The organism is Mesorhizobium sp. M0145 (genome assembly GCF_040322355.1).
In the GTDB taxonomy this organism is placed as follows: Bacteria; Pseudomonadota; Alphaproteobacteria; order Rhizobiales; family Rhizobiaceae; genus Mesorhizobium.
On record NZ_JAMYTK010000036.1, the window covers coordinates 26,223 to 42,160 of the forward strand.

At 59.9% G+C, this 15,938-nt stretch carries 17 protein-coding genes; 10 read left to right on the plus strand and 7 right to left on the minus strand.

From position 1 onward, the window contains the following. Positions 1 to 290: 290 nt before the first annotated feature. Entirely contained in the window at positions 291 to 2,681 is a 2,391-nt protein-coding gene (locus NKJ28_RS30315) for a thiamine pyrophosphate-binding protein (RefSeq protein ID WP_352638209.1), read from the minus strand. 129 nt (positions 2,682 to 2,810) lie between these two features. Between NKJ28_RS30315 and NKJ28_RS30320 the strand changes: the two genes are divergently transcribed. Further along, a complete protein-coding gene (locus NKJ28_RS30320) occupies positions 2,811 to 3,284 on the plus strand; it encodes an Lrp/AsnC family transcriptional regulator (RefSeq protein ID WP_352595435.1) in 474 nt (157 codons plus the stop codon). 196 nt (positions 3,285 to 3,480) lie between these two features. On the opposite strand, the gene NKJ28_RS30325 is transcribed toward NKJ28_RS30320, so the two are convergent. After that, positions 3,481 to 4,113 (minus strand): acyl-homoserine-lactone synthase, encoded by a 633-nt coding sequence (locus tag NKJ28_RS30325; protein WP_352638211.1) that lies wholly within the window; start codon positions 4,111 to 4,113, stop codon positions 3,481 to 3,483. 73 nt (positions 4,114 to 4,186) lie between these two features. Next, a complete protein-coding gene (locus tag NKJ28_RS30330) occupies positions 4,187 to 4,936 on the minus strand; it encodes an autoinducer binding domain-containing protein (RefSeq protein WP_352638212.1) in 750 nt (249 codons plus the stop codon). Between the two features lie 128 nt (positions 4,937 to 5,064). On the opposite strand from NKJ28_RS30330, the gene NKJ28_RS30335 reads away from it, so the two are divergent. Beyond that, positions 5,065 to 5,280, plus strand: coding sequence for a helix-turn-helix domain-containing protein (locus NKJ28_RS30335; protein WP_352595442.1), 216 nt, complete (start codon positions 5,065 to 5,067; stop codon positions 5,278 to 5,280). A 27-nt stretch (positions 5,281 to 5,307) separates the two neighbouring features. Here the strand turns inward: NKJ28_RS30335 and NKJ28_RS30340 are convergent, their stop codons facing one another. Then, positions 5,308 to 5,568, minus strand: coding sequence for a helix-turn-helix domain-containing protein (locus tag NKJ28_RS30340; RefSeq protein ID WP_352638213.1), 261 nt, complete (start codon positions 5,566 to 5,568; stop codon positions 5,308 to 5,310). Between the two features lie 128 nt (positions 5,569 to 5,696). Here NKJ28_RS30340 and NKJ28_RS30345 point away from each other — a divergent pair, with 128 nt between their 5' ends. The 6 genes from NKJ28_RS30345 to NKJ28_RS30370 all read left to right on the plus strand — a co-directional run bounded on the left by NKJ28_RS30345 (position 5,697) and on the right by NKJ28_RS30370 (position 11,362). Next, positions 5,697 to 6,488: an IclR family transcriptional regulator gene (locus NKJ28_RS30345; protein ID WP_352638215.1), complete on the plus strand. Its 792-nt coding sequence runs from the start codon at positions 5,697 to 5,699 to the stop codon at positions 6,486 to 6,488. After that, positions 6,478 to 7,671, plus strand: a complete 1,194-nt coding sequence (locus NKJ28_RS30350; protein WP_352638216.1) for a M24 family metallopeptidase — start codon at positions 6,478 to 6,480, stop codon at positions 7,669 to 7,671. Before NKJ28_RS30345 ends, NKJ28_RS30350 begins: the two co-directional genes overlap by 11 nt. Further along, complete coding sequence (locus NKJ28_RS30355) at positions 7,668 to 8,960, plus strand: threonine synthase (protein ID WP_352638217.1); 1,293 nt, start codon at positions 7,668 to 7,670, stop codon at positions 8,958 to 8,960. The genes NKJ28_RS30350 and NKJ28_RS30355 overlap by 4 nt, the downstream gene beginning before the upstream one ends. A 163-nt stretch (positions 8,961 to 9,123) precedes the next feature. Further along, positions 9,124 to 9,870 carry a substrate-binding periplasmic protein gene (locus NKJ28_RS30360; RefSeq protein ID WP_352458030.1) on the plus strand — a complete coding sequence of 249 codons (747 nt, stop codon included), beginning with the start codon at positions 9,124 to 9,126 and terminating at the stop codon, positions 9,868 to 9,870. A 107-nt stretch (positions 9,871 to 9,977) separates the two neighbouring features. Then, complete coding sequence (locus tag NKJ28_RS30365) at positions 9,978 to 10,634, plus strand: amino acid ABC transporter permease (RefSeq protein ID WP_352458031.1); 657 nt, start codon at positions 9,978 to 9,980, stop codon at positions 10,632 to 10,634. Then, on the plus strand, positions 10,631 to 11,362 hold the full coding sequence (locus tag NKJ28_RS30370; protein WP_352638218.1) for an amino acid ABC transporter ATP-binding protein: 732 nt from the start codon (positions 10,631 to 10,633) through the stop codon (positions 11,360 to 11,362). Before NKJ28_RS30365 ends, NKJ28_RS30370 begins: the two co-directional genes overlap by 4 nt. 40 nt (positions 11,363 to 11,402) lie before the next feature. Here NKJ28_RS30370 and NKJ28_RS30375 read toward each other — a convergent pair whose 3' ends face one another. Together NKJ28_RS30375 and NKJ28_RS30380 are read right to left on the minus strand one after the other, a co-directional pair. After that, complete coding sequence (locus NKJ28_RS30375; protein WP_352638219.1) at positions 11,403 to 12,458, minus strand: PLP-dependent cysteine synthase family protein; 1,056 nt, start codon at positions 12,456 to 12,458, stop codon at positions 11,403 to 11,405. Then, positions 12,455 to 13,435 (minus strand): GHMP family kinase ATP-binding protein, encoded by a 981-nt coding sequence (locus NKJ28_RS30380; RefSeq protein ID WP_502902234.1) that lies wholly within the window; start codon positions 13,433 to 13,435, stop codon positions 12,455 to 12,457. The genes NKJ28_RS30375 and NKJ28_RS30380 overlap by 4 nt, the downstream gene beginning before the upstream one ends. Positions 13,436 to 13,829: 394 nt before the next feature. On the opposite strand from NKJ28_RS30380, the gene NKJ28_RS33110 reads away from it, so the two are divergent. Together NKJ28_RS33110 and NKJ28_RS30395 are read left to right on the plus strand one after the other, a co-directional pair. Beyond that, on the plus strand, positions 13,830 to 14,495 hold the full coding sequence (locus tag NKJ28_RS33110) for a LysR family transcriptional regulator (protein WP_502902235.1): 666 nt from the start codon (positions 13,830 to 13,832) through the stop codon (positions 14,493 to 14,495). Positions 14,496 to 14,621: 126 nt separating this feature from the next. Then, positions 14,622 to 15,170, plus strand: coding sequence for an AAA family ATPase (locus NKJ28_RS30395; protein WP_352638222.1), 549 nt, complete (start codon positions 14,622 to 14,624; stop codon positions 15,168 to 15,170). 228 nt (positions 15,171 to 15,398) lie between these two features. On the opposite strand, the gene NKJ28_RS30400 is transcribed toward NKJ28_RS30395, so the two are convergent. After that, positions 15,399 to 15,827: an MBL fold metallo-hydrolase gene (locus tag NKJ28_RS30400; RefSeq protein ID WP_352638224.1), complete on the minus strand. Its 429-nt coding sequence runs from the start codon at positions 15,825 to 15,827 to the stop codon at positions 15,399 to 15,401. Between the last annotated feature and the right edge of the window lie 111 nt (positions 15,828 to 15,938).

A 15,938-nucleotide genomic window follows, 5' to 3' on the forward strand; every position in this document is an offset into this window, starting at 1 on the left:
TGGCCTGTTTCGAGTGACGCATGGAGCTCAGAACCAGCCCGGCCCGCGCGCCAAGCGATCACGGCGAAGTAGATAGCCATTTTCAACGCAGCACGGCCGTTGAAGGAGGCAGTGAACCGTGCAGAAGGAACACGAATTGGCCTGTGCTGTTAGCGAACACGAGATGCCAACCTCCCGCAGGCTGGTGCGGGAAAGATGTCCGGCACCACCCATGGCGGGTGACCCTCGCTTCGCCGCGGACGGGACTGGCGGCTGGCCACGCCGACGATCCCGGACGGCGACGCGCAGCATCAATCCAGCGCGCGCAGGTAGCGGATGGGGCGGCCAACAGCAATGCGATCTGCGGCCGTGGCGATGGAATTGGCGTCGATGCCGAAGTGGCGGTAAAGGTCACCGATCGTCCCCGACTGGCCAAAGTGCTCGACGCCGAGACTGCGCGTGCGGTGGCCGTACACCGAGCCCAGCCAGCCGAGCACCGCCGGATGACCGTCGGTGACGGAGACGATCGCGCAATGCGCAGGGAGATTGGCAAACAGCCTTTCGATATGGCTCCTTGCATGGACGAGGCCGCGTTCGCGCGCGCGACTTGCCGCCGTCCAGCCTGCGTTCAAGCGATCGGCCGAAGTCACGGTCAAAAGACCGACGTCCCGACGGTCCTCGGCCATCATGCCGACCGCCTCGATGGCTTCCGGCGCGACGGTGCCGGTGTAGGCAACGATCACTTCGGCATTGGGACCTGGACGCCGCAGCCAATAGCCACCATCGACAATGTCCTGCTCGAGCTGTGGCGTCATGGGACGAATGATCTGCTCGACCGGGCGCGTCGAGAGCCGCAGATAGACCGAGCCGCCGGTCTCGTCGCGCAGCCAGGTGCGCTCCGACTGCACGGCGTCGCCGTCGCGCTGCATATAATCCAGCGCAAAGCGCATGATGACGCCCAACTCGTCGACGAAGGCCGGCTCGTAGGCGGCAAGCCCGTCTTGCGCTATGCCGATCAGCGGTGTGGCGATCGACTGATGCGCCCCGCCTTCCGGCGCCAATGTGACCCCGGACGGCGTGGCGACAAGGAGGAAGCGCGCATCCTGGTAGCAGGCATAGTTGAGCGCATCGAGACCACGCTGGATGAACGGATCGTAGAGCGTGCCGATCGGCAGCAGCCGTTTGCCGAAAATCGAATGCGACAGCCCAAGTGCCGACAGCAGGATGAACAGATTGTTCTCTGCGATGCCGAGTTCGATGTGCTGGCCGGAGGTGCCGAATTCCCATTTCTGCGCCGAGGCGATGCGTTCGCTGCGGAAAGTGTCCGCGAGTGACTGACGCGCGAACAGGCCGCGCCGGTTGACCCAGGGGCCCAGATTCGTCGAAACGGTGACATCGGGCGACGTGGTGACGATCGCGTCAGCGAGGGCGCCGCCGGCCCGTGCAATCTCGTCCAGCATCCTGCCGAAGCCGACCTGGGTGGAGACACGGCCTTTGGCTTCCGCGACGAGACGATCAGGGATCACAATGTGCTGGGCGTGCCGGCGCCGCTGGCCCTTTGCGCCGAACGGCACTGCATCGAGGAAGCGCCGCAAGTCCCTCTCGTCGATATCGAGCCCCTCGAAGGCATCCCACTCGCGCCCTTCCCTGACCGACATCGAGGCGCGAAAGACTTCCATCTGATCCCTGGTCATCAATCCGGCGTGATTGTCTTTGTGGCCGGCGAGCGGCAGGCAGAAGCCTTTTATAGTGTAGGCGATGAAGCAGGTCGGCTGGTCATTGCCGCGTGCGGTCTCGAAAGCTTCGATCAGGCATGGCAGGTCGTGGCCGCCGAGATTTGTCATCAGCGCGGCGAGTTCGGCATCGGACCGCCGCTCGAGAAGCGATTTCAGTCCCGGTTTTTCACCGATGTCGGCCAACAGCCGCTTGCGCCAGGCGCCGCCGCCTTGAAAGGTCAGCGCCGAATAAAGCTGGTTCGGGCAGGCGTCGATCCAGGCCCTCAGCGCCTCGCCGCCCGGCTCGGCAAAAGCGGCTTCGAGCAGCTTGCCGTATTTCAGGATGACGACGTCCCAGCCGAAATTGCGGAAAATGTTCTCGAAGCGTTCCCAAAGGCCTTCGCGAACCACGGCATCGAGGCTCTGTCGGTTGTAGTCGACGATCCACCAGCAGTTACGCAGGCCGTGTTTCCACCCCTCCAACAGCGCCTCGAAGATGTTGCCTTCGTCCATCTCGGCGTCGCCGATCAGCGCCACCATGCGGCCCTCGGGCATGCTTTGGTCGCGAGCGCCGAGATAATCCTGCACAAGCGAGGCAAACAGCGTCTGCGCGACACCAAGCCCAACGGAGCCGGTCGAGAAATCCACGTCGTCGACATCCTTGGTCCGCGACGGATAGCTTTGCGCGCCACCGAGGGCGCGAAACCGTTCGAGCTTCTCCCTCGTCTGGTTCCCAAGGAGATACTGGATGGCGTGGAATACCGGCGAGGCATGCGGCTTCACCGCAACGCGGTCGTGTGGCCTCAGCACCGACAAATATAGCGCGGTCATGATCGTCACCAGCGAGGCCGAGGACGCCTGGTGTCCGCCAACCTTCAAGCCGTCCGTATTTTCGCGCAGGTGATTGGCGTTATGGATCATCCATGTCGACAGCCAGAGCACCTTTTTCTCCAGCGCCGAAAGTGCCTCCAGTTTTTGTTTGTCCATGCTGCAAGACTCCCGGTTGCGATCGTCGCAATCATAGGGCTGAGCAAGAACCGATTGTCGCTAATCTTGCATGAGATTGGCAGCTGCGTTAGCTGGTTTCCGCAATATCGACCAATGGAGTAACGTTCCATGCCAAAAACTCGACTAGACGGTATCGACCGAAAGATCATTGCTGCGCTGCAGGTCGATGGCAGGATGACGGCCCAGCAGCTTGCCGAGCGGGTCGGCCTTTCGGCCTCGCCCTGCGCCCGCCGGGTCCGCCTGATGGAGGATATGGGCGTGATCACCGGCTATGCCGCCCTGATTGACCAGGACATGGTCGATCTGCCGATCTCGGTGTTTGCCTCAATCAAGCTTGAGCGCCAGCGCGAGAACGAGCTGAAGCGGTTCAACGCGGCGATCGCACGCTGGCCGGAGGTGGTCGATTGCTATCTGATGACTGGCCAGCGCGACTATCTGTTGCGTGTGGTGGTGCGCGACCTGCACGCCTATGAGCGCTTCCTGAAGGAAAAGCTGACGCGGCTCGATGGCGTCTCCTCCATCGAGTCCAGCTTCGCGCTTGCGCAGATCAAGCGGTCGAACCGGCTGCCGGTCGAGACATGATTTTTTCCAAACGTTGGCAAGTCAATCGCTTAGTTTTCGGTTTCGAACAGCACGATTTCGCCCGGTGGTGACTGGAGCGGCCGTTTTTGCGATTAGCGTTTCGGCTGACAGGTAGATGCACGATCGCCGGCATCCACCAACTTGTCTGCCAGGCAGCCTGTTCGTTCGAGGCGTAACGCCCAACTGCGGCCCGCGGTCAGGCCAGCCGCTTGATTGGCGTTTCGGCCCAAAGCACGGGGTCGGTTATGCGGTAGAATTGTCGCGTCGCGGCCAAGGCGGACGGGCCGACGTCGACCATCACGCCGATGATGGTCATGTCATCGCATTTGAATGGAGCGCCGAGCCTTTTCGGGCACCACCCGATCGATGCCAAGCGGTCGAACCAGTAGTCCTCACAGACAATCGTCAGATTGCTAATGCCTCTTTGAATGCAGAATTCCAGAATTCCGCAGTAGATCACGCCGGCGACCTGGCAGGGCCGGCCGGGCTCGCGAAAATCCCGGGCCACGAAAAATCTCGTCCACTCATAGATATCGGGTCGGCGCGGAACGCCACCATCGGCAAGTTGCGGAAAGATTTCGCTCATCAGATGCGGTCTGAGGCTCGGCACCAGGCGGGATCCGGCAACGACACCTCTTCCCGGCTGGATACCGAGCAGATGAATCGCCTCGGATGTATCAAACGGGTCGATCTCGCGACTGTCGGGGCGCCTCAGCTCATGCCAGCCACGTTCATCGACATAGATTTCATGCCGCAGGCGGAAGTAGCTGTCGAGATCCCCTCGATAGGCAAAGCTGTTTGACGCGTCGACGACATGGACCTGAATCATTGCGGTTCCTCGAGATGGAAACCCATCCGACCACGCGACGATTGCCCGTGAAATACCCAGATCTGAGGATGGATCAAAGCTCGATTTCGTGCCTGCGAAAAGCCTCGACGATTGCGTGCACGACGTTGGCGGTGCTGAGCTTCTGCTTGATGTTGCGCAGGTGGGTAGTCACAGTGTTTTCCGAGATGCCAAGTATTCGGGAAACCTCCCATGCGGTCTTTCCTCCCGCGACCCACTGCAGGATTTCACGTTCTCGCTGGGAAAGCTTTTGTCTCGGCCGCCCGAGCGAGCTGCCAACGAGTCGTTCGGCAGCCGAGTAGGCATGGCGCGCAAGCGCATGAACGGTGCAGCGCACCGTCGGCGCCAAATCAATTTCGCGTCCGGCAACCGTTACGCAGGCCGGATTGCCAAATGATGCCTGGATTGGGATGCAGATCCCGTCCCAAAGCCCAAATTCTTTTGCCTCATCCATCACCCTCCTGGCATTGCTGTTCGTCAAGCCGTGATGGACGTCCCTCCAAAGGAACGGCCCGATTGCACCACGGCACAAAGCAACGCAAGGGTCATGGCGGTAGTGTCCGACAGCCCTGTAGTGGTCGTACCATTCCTGCGGCCAACCGTTGACAAGGATGTGTCCATCCAGCGATCCGGTGTCCTGGCGTGGCAATTCGGTGACGAGACAGGCTGCGTAGCCGTGACGTTCGATGCTCTTGCGCAGTTGCCGAATGATCTCGGCGGCGCTGGTTGCACGGTCAATCTGCGCGGTTGCTTCAAAGATTTGTATTAGCTGATCCTGTAAGACGCTCCCGTGAACCGCCGCCATTGTAGGCCCTTTCAATGTACTGAGACAAAGAAAACAATAAATAACTTAGGTCCGGCCGCAACATGCGCCATGACGTTTGACTACTATAGTAGGTGGCACTAAAGGGCGCGTTCTGACTGCCTCGCAGCATGAGGCTGAGGTCGGTTTTTGCTCGCAATCTGAGATTGCTACGCCAAGGCACGGGCCTGTCGCAGGAGCAGCTCGCGGACCTTGCCGGCCTTGATCGCAACTATGTCGGCAAGCTCGAGCGGGAGGAGAACTCACCGACCCTCGATACGCTGGAGGTACTGGCGTTGGCATTGCAGGTTGACGTGGAGCAGCTCGTCCGTCGCAACTCGCCGTGATCCACCGGCCAAGAGGCCGCGGGAGGATCAGGATTTTCTGCTGCGCCGCCCACGTTGCACCACAGCTGGGGCGTCTTTGCCTGGCCGTTTGGTCAATTCCTCGATGTCGACGCTTAATGCAGTGGCAAGCTTTGCAAGCGACAGAAGTGTGGGGTTGCGCCGGCCGGACTCCAGACCACTCAGGTAGGCGCGCGTGAACCCTGAACGGAACGACAGTTCCTCCTGAGAGAGGGCTTGTGCGCGCCGAATCCTCTGTACGTTCAAGCCGACAACCACCCGTAGGTCCATGAGGGCATGGTCGTCGCTGCGTACACTTTAGGACGACACACTATAGTGAACATTCGGCATTGACAGGCGCTGCCATTGCTGCTTTTCTCGTCATATTACGGAACGCCATTCCGAAATAAGGAACGCCAGTGACAGGAAATCTTTCGTTGGAACGTGGGCTTGCGGTTCTCAATGTCCTCAAGGAAGCGGACGAAGCGGTCGGGGTGCGCGAACTCGCCCGCCGGCTTGAGCAGAGTGCTCCCGCCGTGCAGCGAATTCTGAATACCCTGGCAGAGCAGGGCTATGTCGAGCAGTCGCCAGACTCGCGGCGCTACCGGCTGGGTCACTCCGTGCTGGCGCTGGCGCGGAAGGTCCTGGGCAGAGATCGCCTGGTTGGTTTGGCTGAAATCGAACTGCAGGCGCTGGCCGCCGAAGGGTGCTTCAACGCATTCCTCGGCATCAGGCGCGGCAATTGCGGAATTTATCTGCTGACCGTGCAAAGCAAGAGTCCGGTCGTCATTCGTTCTTCACCTGGCGAGACCTTCCCCTTGCACTCCACCGCGTTGGGCAAGGCGCTCCTGATGGAGCTGAGCGGCGAGGCGGTCATCGGGATCCTTGGACGCGGTCCACTGGAGCAGGTTGCCGTACGCACAGTCACCGATCCGCACAAGCTCGTTGCTCAAATCAGAGCGTCCGAGCCCATCGGCTACACAACATCCCTGGACGAGAATTTTACCGGGCTGATTGCGGTCGGCGCACCGCTTCGCGATGCATCAGGCACAATCATGGCTGCGATAAGTGTGGCCTACCCCCGGTCTGTGGGGCCGCATGTGGAGATCGCCGAGGTTGGAGAGTCAGTAATGGCAGCTGCGGCGCGCATCTCAGCAGGCCTCGGCTTTCTGGAAGCAAAACAGGCTCGGGATTCCCACCATGCTGCTTAACGAGGCCCGCCTGAAACAATGCATGTCGGCAGCCCGGTTTGATGCCGTCATAGCGACGATGCCGGAAAACGTGACCTATATGAGCGGCTTCTGGGCTCTGCCGCAATGGATCCGTCGTGGTCCGCAGGCCTATGTGGTGTGGCCAGCTCCCGACAAGGGCACGCCTGAAATCATCGCCAGCTCCAGCACCCTCGACCTCGTTGCCGATCAGGAACTGTGGGTAAGCAAGGTTCGGCGCTATGGCGACTTTTACGCCAATGTCGGTTCCTCGGCCACCGTGGACCTCGCCAATGAACGACACCTCCAGCTTCGAGACCTGCCGAGGCATGGCGATGCCATTGCGGCTTTGGTCGCCGCATTGGAGGAAGCCAAGCTCACCCGTGGGCGGATCGGCATAGACGAGGCGGGGCTCGCGCCAGGATACCAGGAAACCCTCAGAGCCCATTTTCCCAATGCGTCGTTCCTACCAGCCACCGCATTGCTTCGCGAGGTTCGTGCCGTAAAAACGGCAGATGAAATCGAACGGCTCGGCCAAGTTGCCCAGATTGCCGAACGCTCCATTCAAGCAGCACTCGGCGTTGCTCAGGAAGGCGCCACCGAAGCAGATCTGGCGCGCGCTTTTCATGTCAGGACGGTCGAGGAAGGCGCCCTGCCCGTACTGGGATGCATCGGCTTTGGCGAGCGCAGCGCGCTCATGAACGTCCAGCCGTCTGACCGCAGGTTGCGCGCTGGAGAAATCATCCGCTTCGACGTCGGTGGCCGGTTTCGGCACTACCGCGCCGACATTGCCCGCATCGCCGCGCTGGGCGAGCCGCCGCCGCAGGCGCATCGGCTTCAGCAGGCGCTGCTGCGCGGCGTTCAGCATGCCTGCGACATTATCCGGCCGGGCATGGCAGCAGCACAGCTCTTCGAGACGGTCGTGCGTGTGGTGAAGCGCGAAGGAATTGCCCACTACGAGCGCGATCACGTCGGACATGGCATCGGCCTTGATGGTTATGATGCGCCGACGCTCTCGGCGCGCAGTACAGACATCCTTGAAGAAGGAATGGTGCTGTGCGTGGAGACCCCCTACTACGAAATCGGCCGCTGGGGACTCCAGGTGGAGGACATGGTGGTTGTTCGCCAGCGCGGAGTGGAGCGGCTGACGCAGACGCACGATGCAATCACCCGGGTGCCGTTATGAGCCGCGCGGCAGGGTTTTCCTGTATTCGATGCGGCGCCTTGTTCCGGATCGATACCAAAATCGACTCACGCGGCTGCCCGATATGCTGTGCCGAAGCACCGGCCAATCTTAAGGTCGCCTACAATCCATCCGGAGCTACATCGGCCGCTTCCGCAGCGGGTGCCGCCCTGCCCTCGCTCTGGCGCTATGCCGACATGCTTCCTTGTGGACTCAGCGATGCAATCTCCTTGGGCGAGGGCCTGACGCCGTTGCTGAGCGCCGAGAAGCTGGGAAAGCAGCTCGGCGTCCCCAAGCTTCTTATCAAGGACGAGGGCGCAAACCCTACCTGGTCCCACAAGGACCGCTTCTCGACCGTGGCGGTGTCGATGGCACGTTTGAGTGGCGCACGCGTGGTGGCGACTGCTTCGTCGGGGAACGCCGGGGCCTCACTTGCCGCCTATGCTGCACGGGCGGGCCTGAAATGCGTCGTTGTCACATTCTCAGGCACCGCCGGCGCAATGTTGGCGCAGATCCGCAAATACGGCGCAAGCGTCGTATCCCTGGCCGACAAGTCCCATCGCTGGCCATTGCTTGCCGCTGGTACCGAGCGCCTCGGATGGTTTGCAACATCACCGTTTCACAGCCCCGTGGTGGGCAGTCATCCTGTCGGGATCGAGGGCTACAAGACCCTGGCTTACGAAATCGTCGAACAAATGCACGGTGCCGTGCCGGACTGGTGCGCCTTGCCTGTTTGCTATGGGGACGCGCTTGCCGGGCTGTGGGCCGGATTTAAGGACCTTCTTAGCCAAGGCAAGATCGAGCGGTTGCCGAGACTCGTGGCGGCGGAAGTGCATGGATCTTTGGCCAGAGCCCTTGCCGGCAAGGGAGATCTGGTTGCCGAAGTCCCCGCAAGCTTCGACACGCTTGCCATCTCGATCGGCACCACACGAAGCACGTTTCAGGCGCTCAACGCCCTGCGTGAATCTGGCGGCACGGCAATGCCGGTCGGCAATATCGGCTTGATAGCCATGCAGCAGCAGCTTGCGGCCACCGAGGGTGTTTTTGCCGAGCTTGCCTCGGTGACGCCATTTGCAGCTATCGAATCCTTGAGGCGAGAAGGCACCATCGCGCGGTCGGACAGCGTCGTTGCCATCGTGACAGCGAGCGGCCTCAAGGATTTGGATCGTTCGACCGGCGCGGGCCAAGCACAACAATCGTTTCGGTCAGTTGCCGAAGCGTGGGAACACCTTGCCCAGGACAGCGACTATTTCACGCCCTCTGATGAACAACGCGCGGCCAAGATGTCCTGAAGAGAAGATAGAGACGATCATGAACAGATACGACTTCTGATCGACTGATGATCTCGTCCACCACTGGACGGAATTGCGACTTCCAAAAGCTATCCACGAGAGGCAAATTCAACTCGCTTAGCGAGCGGAACCTCGATTCAAACATGATGAAAGGGGAATTTTCATGCTTCGCAAAACACTCATCGGCTGGCTCGCAGCCCTCAGTGTCGCAATGGCAACTCAGACGATGGCTGAGGAAACGCTCAGAGTCGGCGTCACGCCAACCGGAGTGCCGTTCACGTTTGTCGACACCGCAACCCAAAAGCCGACAGGCGCGATGGTCGATCTGGCAAGTGCGATTGCCGCGAGCCTTGGTACGACCGCCGATTTTCAAATAAACGCTTTTCCAGCCCTGATCCCGGCATTGACGACCGACAAAATCAATCTGATTTCCGCCAGCATGTTCATAACGGACAAACGAAAGCAGGTGATCGATTTCAGCACGCCGGTTTACGCGTATGGCGAGGCGATGTTTGTTGCTGCCGGCGATAGCAAAAACTACACGATCGAGGAGCTCAGAGGTGCGACCGTCGGGGCGCAGATCGGCTCGACCTACGCTGACGCTCTGGAAGCGCTTGGCGTCTTCGGTCAAGTCAAGCTCTACGACTCAATCGCTGACATGATGCGCGATGTGGTTCTGGGCCGCATCAAGGCCGGTTTCGGTGACGCCCCGATCGTCGCATATCAGCTTTCAAAGAATCCCGACCTGGGTGTTCGCCTCGTCGACGGCTATCAGCCGATGAAAAAAGGCGAGGTCGCGTTGGCGGTTGCCAAGGAAAATCCACTGCTTCTCGAAAAGGTGAATGCCTCCATCGCCAAGCTGAAGGAAAGCGGCGAATTAAGCCGAATATTTGCCAAATATGGCCTTTGAGGCCAACCCGCACTGACCTCGACAGAAGCGCCGGCTGGCAGGACCAAAGGATCGCATCGGAATGACCGGCTTTGACGGCCGGGGTACGTGCCAAGAGGAAGCCGGCCATGACCAAATTCATCGCGCATGCAACGGAATATCTGCCGCTTCTTCTTAACGGCGTTTGGCTGACCGTCATGATAACCTTTCTTGCGCTGTGTCTTGCGACGGCGCTCGGCCTTGTCTGGGCGCTGTTCAGGACATCGGGGATACGCTGTGTCGCCGTGCCGACGCGGCTCCTTGTCGACTTCGTGCGCGGCATACCACTGTTGGTGGTTCTCTTTTATATCTACTTTGTCGCGCCCGAGATCGGCATCAACCTGACTGCGCTCCAGGCTGGCACGATCGGGCTGGGGCTGGCTCACTCCTGCTATCTCGGGGAAACTTTCCGGGCTGGCATCGAGGCGGTCGATAAGGGTCAGGTCGAAGCGGCAAAATCGATCGGAATGAAGCGTCCGTTGATGATGCGCCGCGTCGTGCTGCCGCAGGCATTCAAGATTATCCTGCCGCCTTACGCCAACAACATGGTCATGCTGCTGAAGGACTCCTCGCTTGTGTCGGTGATTTCGGTTCAGGAGCTGACCATGCAAGGCAAGATGCTTGCGTCGTCCACATTCGACAACATGACAGTTTTTACCTTGGTGGCACTGCTTTACCTGTGCCTGACGGTTCCGCTGAACTTGTTTATGCGCAGAGTCGAAAGCTATCTTGGGGCGGCGGGATGATCACCTTTGACAACGTGCACAAGTCCTTCGGTGCCCACGAAGTCCTCAAGGGGATCAACGCCGAGATCGCCAAAGGACAGGTCGTATGTCTGATTGGGCCCTCGGGTTCCGGCAAATCGACGCTTCTACGATGTGTGAACGGGCTTGAGACCTATCAGCGCGGTCGCATCAGCATCGACGGCACCGTGGTCGATGCCGCCTCGCCCCAGGTTCACGCCATCTGCGCCCGCGTTTCCATGGTTTTCCAACGTTTCAACCTGTTTCCGCACCGCACAGCCCTGGAAAATGTCATGGAAGGGCCGCTCTACGTGCTGAAGGAAAATAGGAAGCAGGTCCGGGAGCGGGCCACGGCATTGCTCAATCGCGTCGGCTTGGCCGATAAGACGAATGCCTATCCCGCGTCATTGTCGGGCGGCCAACAGCAGCGCGTGGCCATCGCCCGCGCCCTGGCGATGCGCCCACAGGCCATTCTTTTCGACGAGCCCACCTCCGCACTTGACCCGGAAACGGTCGGCGAGGTCCTGCAGGTCATGCGCGCGCTCGCAGACGAGAACATGACCATGCTCGTGGTTACACACGAAATTCAGTTCGCCCGCGAGGTTTCCGATAGCGTCCTCTTTCTCGACGGCGGCCGGATCGTCGAGCAAGGCCCGGCCAAGGAGTTGCTTCGACATCCGAAACACGAACGCACTAGGGATTTTCTTCAGCGGGTGATGCACCCCGTCTGACTCTTGGCCGGTGCTGCCTTGTCGCGTCAAAGCTCTGAATTCAGACCTGTCGCTCCGCCGGGGACGAGCCCTCAAACTCTGCGAGAACGGCGCTTAGAGTTCTACGGTCCCAAGGAAATCTGGTCCATGCCGTCTCCTCGGCCGGGTGAATTCGCTTGAGAACTGTTGGCTCAAGTGGAATTGAGATTGGCCAGTCCTTCAAGCCGGCGAGCCAATCCGGGTTATAGACTGTATCGGAATGACGATGCCCTTCATCTGGCATTATCACGACGGTGGAGGCTTCGGGATTTTGCCTGGCGAACCATGCGCCGACCAAGGCTGCGGCGCCGCTGGTCGGGCCCATGAAGAGTCCGTGATCGCGAAACAGCCCATGCGCCATCGCGTAAGCCGGCAATGCGCCCACCCAATGAATATCGTCGATCATCTCATGTCGAACATTGTCCGGCAAAACGCTGTTGCCGAGCCCGCGCAGCATGCGCCTTCCGACAGGCTGGCCGAAGAGCATGCTTCTGTGGGTATCGACAGCAATCATCCTGAGATCTGGAAAGAGCTCACGAAGGAAACCTCCGGTTCCACACAGCGATCCCCCTGTTCCCACGCAGCCGACGAGGCAATCGACGCGGCCGAGTGAACGAATAACGAGATCCGCCAGGCGCGCGTAGGCAAACCGGTTTTCCGGACTGTCGTACTGTCGTGGCCAATACGTGTCCGGGTTATCTTGCAAGGTCTTCTGAAGGTACTCGAGCCGACCACGCTGATTGCCGTCTCCCTGAGGATCATCGATGGCCATCACTTTGGCACCGAGCTGTTCCAGCCGTCTCTTGAGTTTCACGTCGATGAGGCTGGAGGCCGTGACAAGTGTAAGCCCATAGCCACGGGCGGCAGCTAGCATGGCGATGGCCAGGCCGAACGTGCCCGACGTCGTTTCAATGATGTGCCCACCGCGCTTAAGGCGTCCTGATGCTTCTGCACGGTCCACCATGAATCGGGCGGGCAGCAGCTTCATGAGGGAAAAGCAGGCGGCGTTGAGGTTAGGCGCGAGCTGGGCAAATCGCGGTGTTTCATAGGCGCGTAAGTAGTCTTCACCTGCGCTCACTGGATTACTCTCGTTTCGGCGTTAAGGCCAAATGTATGAACATCTGTGAAGCCTGCGCCCCTCAACTGCCTTGCGAGTTCGACGGCGCGCATGGCGGGTCGCGGTGCGGCAGCATCCAGGAGGATGCCGATCAAAGTGCCACTGTGAGCCACTTGCACGCCGCATGCGTCATGCCCGCGCGCTATGTCCAGAACAGTGTTGAAAGCTGCCTTCGGCAGATACCTCTGACTTATCCTGGCGCTGATGGTTGCGACACGTCCAAGCAGGCGGGGATCTTGTTGCCTAATTGAGCGACACGCCAATCCGCGCAGAACACGGAAGACTCCGATTTCCTCACTATCGTAGCGTGCTCGTCGCATGCCCAGCGTGTCGATGGGCCGGGCACTGCCGTCCCTGAAACCCACAACGAGAAAGGGCGGGAACTCGCCTCCGAAATGTTCGATTGTACGGCCTTCCCGGTGAGCGAAGAGGAGAGCTTGGTCGCAGTAGGCGATGGCGTCGCTTGCGCCTTCCGCGGCCACCGCCAGTCGCGCAACAGTTGACTGGCGCAGCGTGACGCGCGCCGAAGCCGCGACCGCGCGGATCGACGCAATGACGTCTGCCGTAGAGGAACCGTAGCCGTGCCCTATCGGGATAGAGCTTTCGATCGTCAATTCTCCCCCTCTTCCAGCTACCCCGACATGCTCGAGCGTGAGGGCCGCCGCGCGCGCCGCTTTGATCCGGTTTGCGGGTCGCGGCCGAATGCCATCTTGTTCATCCGGCCAGAAGGTCACTAGCGACTCTTGCGACGTCAGCGGAAGCGTGACGAGTCCGCGACAAAGCCGTCCGTTTTCCGCTTCAAAGACGCCTTGGAGGAATTCCCCGTGATGGGCGTGTGCCCGACCGACTCCTACCACCAGAGGCCACGCGACAGTCTCGTTGTTGATGTTGCTCGAATGTGTCTGCTGGCCGGATCTCGGTGTGCTTGTCTGTATCACCGCATCATCTCCTCACCATGGCATTGGGCGATGATGCGTGCGACTGACCCGTGCTGTCACTCGCCAAATCTTGGTAGTGCCATTGGCAAGCACATCGTGCAAAGATACGGACAAGATTACCCCACCAATTGGAGCCTCCAATACTGGACTAAACACAGCAGCACTCGTTTCGGGAACGGTTGGCCATGCGCCAAGCAATCCGAAACGAGTGCGGCCATGCACGGTGTTTTCAGTATTGTTCTTCTAAGGAGGGTTGGACTGCCCACCCTTTGTCAATACTGAGATCTGGCGATAGCCCGCAGCGGCCAAAAGCGCTCAAACGCGTTTTGTCGCCAACTTGACTTTGAGCAGAGATGCGGAGCTCCGTCCAACTCGCGACCCTCAATTAGCACTTGTGGTCGCGGAGGAGAGGAGCTTTCTTCGCGCCTCGCGACGCGCAGGGATCGATCACTCCGCCGTCAGCCGGCGCATACGCGATCTCGAATACGCGATGGGAACGAGGATTTCGCCGCCATGCCCGCGACATCGGCCCAACCCCGGCAGGCGAGCGCCTTCCTGGAGCGTCCGCGCTCCGTGCTGCTCGAGCTTGATGATCCTCTCACTCTGGCCAGGACCGCCACCAAGATTGAACATGAAAGCTTTCCATCGGCTCCAACGGAATCATCGTCGCCGGCGAGGCTTGGATGCAATCATCGAGTTCGGGCAATCTCATGCAAATGTGACCGTCAGCTTGGTAGAGAGTTCTTATCCCTCGCCGAAGGCTGCTCTGGGTGCCACCCAGGCCGACGTCGTCGTGTCCTTCTCCTCCCGATTCACCGGCGGCGCATGCGAACTGACACGGTGGAAAGACACTCTGGCTGTCGTTCTTGCTTCAAATCATTCTCTCGCAAGCCATTCCGTGATCGAGTGGCAGGATCTGGACCAAGAGACGTTGCTCGTCCGCAGAGGCGAAGCATTTCTGCTCGCCGACGCTGTTGGACGCGGCGTGCAGCATCCTCCAATCCTCGAACATCACGTCAGTGCAGGCATCTTTTGCGCCTCGTCGGAAACGGGCTTGTAGTCGCTCTGATCCACGACCGAGATGCCGACGGGGTTCTTAAAGATGCGATCTGTCGTAAGCTGCGGATCGGGGGCAAACCAATTCAGATCTCCAGTTTAGCCCGTTGGCGACCCGACAACGCCAATCGTGCCTTACCGATCTTCGTCGCGTTCCTGCGCGATCGGTATTCGTCCTGACAGTTATCCGACCGTCATGGTCGGACAATCAACCCGGTTTCAGAGTCCGTCGTGCCTTGGCGAATGCTCTGTTTATTGTGATGAACCGGGTCAGCATCGGCGGGATCGGTTCCGGGCCAATCTCACAACTAAGGCGTCGGCGCTTTTAACGCCCTTGCCTCTGCGCGTCTTGCACGGCTGGGCTGCCGGTTTCCTTGCAAAACTGGAACTGTACTCCATAATTGCAAGGATATTTGGACGCCGCATCAGCATAGAACTCACCGAGACGCTGGACAGCATGCCCGCTGTTGCGCTGCTCGGGCCGCTTCAGGTCGGCAAGACAACCCTGGCGCCGGAAATAACCGAACGGCGTCCTTCGATCTACCTTGACCTCGAGTCGGACGCCGACCGCGCACGGCTTGCCGAGCCGGAGCTTTATTTGGCCGAGCATCAGGACAAGCTGGTTATCCTCGACGAGGTCCACCGGCTACCGAACCTGTTCCAGAACTGCGCGGGCTGATCGACCGCGGTCGGCTTGGCGGTCGCAAAGCCGACCGCTTCCTGCCAAAAATTTAACGCTTGGCACCCAACTAAACTGCCGCTCAGAGGTGGACAGCGGCTGTTTGTTTTGTCCACCCGAACGGGCAAGGAGCGCCAGTTGCTGACGTTTGGTTACACGCCGGAATGCAGACCTTCGGGAACGACGATGTTCGCCAGGACTTCAGGAGCCTTCCGAAGTTGTTCGCCTTCATTGCGCATTCGCGACAAAGCGAAATGCTCTGGCGGTTCTCTCGACCGCACCCAACCCCGGATAGACAAAATGGTAACCGAGGAGTCGGAAACGATCCGCTGCAGCACGGTCAACAAACCGTTGGCGGCTCGCAACAGCTGCATCCTTGTCGGTGTCGTTGCCGAAACGCCAGGCCGGATGCTCGAACGAAACGATCTCGTTTGTGACCACGTCGCCGGTCACGACGAGCATTTCAGGCCCGGCAAGCGCATAGGAGAAATGCCCGGGAGTATGTCCTGGGGTGGCCATAGCGTGTATGCCAGAAACGACCTCCTCGCCCTGCTTGACGGTGACGATATGCTCACGGATCGCGGAAAGATCCCGTTGTGACCCTTCCGCGAAACGATGGAGCGCCTCGGGCATTGTCGACGCATACTCAGGGTCCATCCAGAAGTCCCACTCTGCCGCGCCGATCTAGAGCGGTTCCTGATTTGACGGAATCGAAGGGGATTCCGGATCAGTCGGTTTTGTGATTCAAGATGCTGGCTGGAGTGGAGG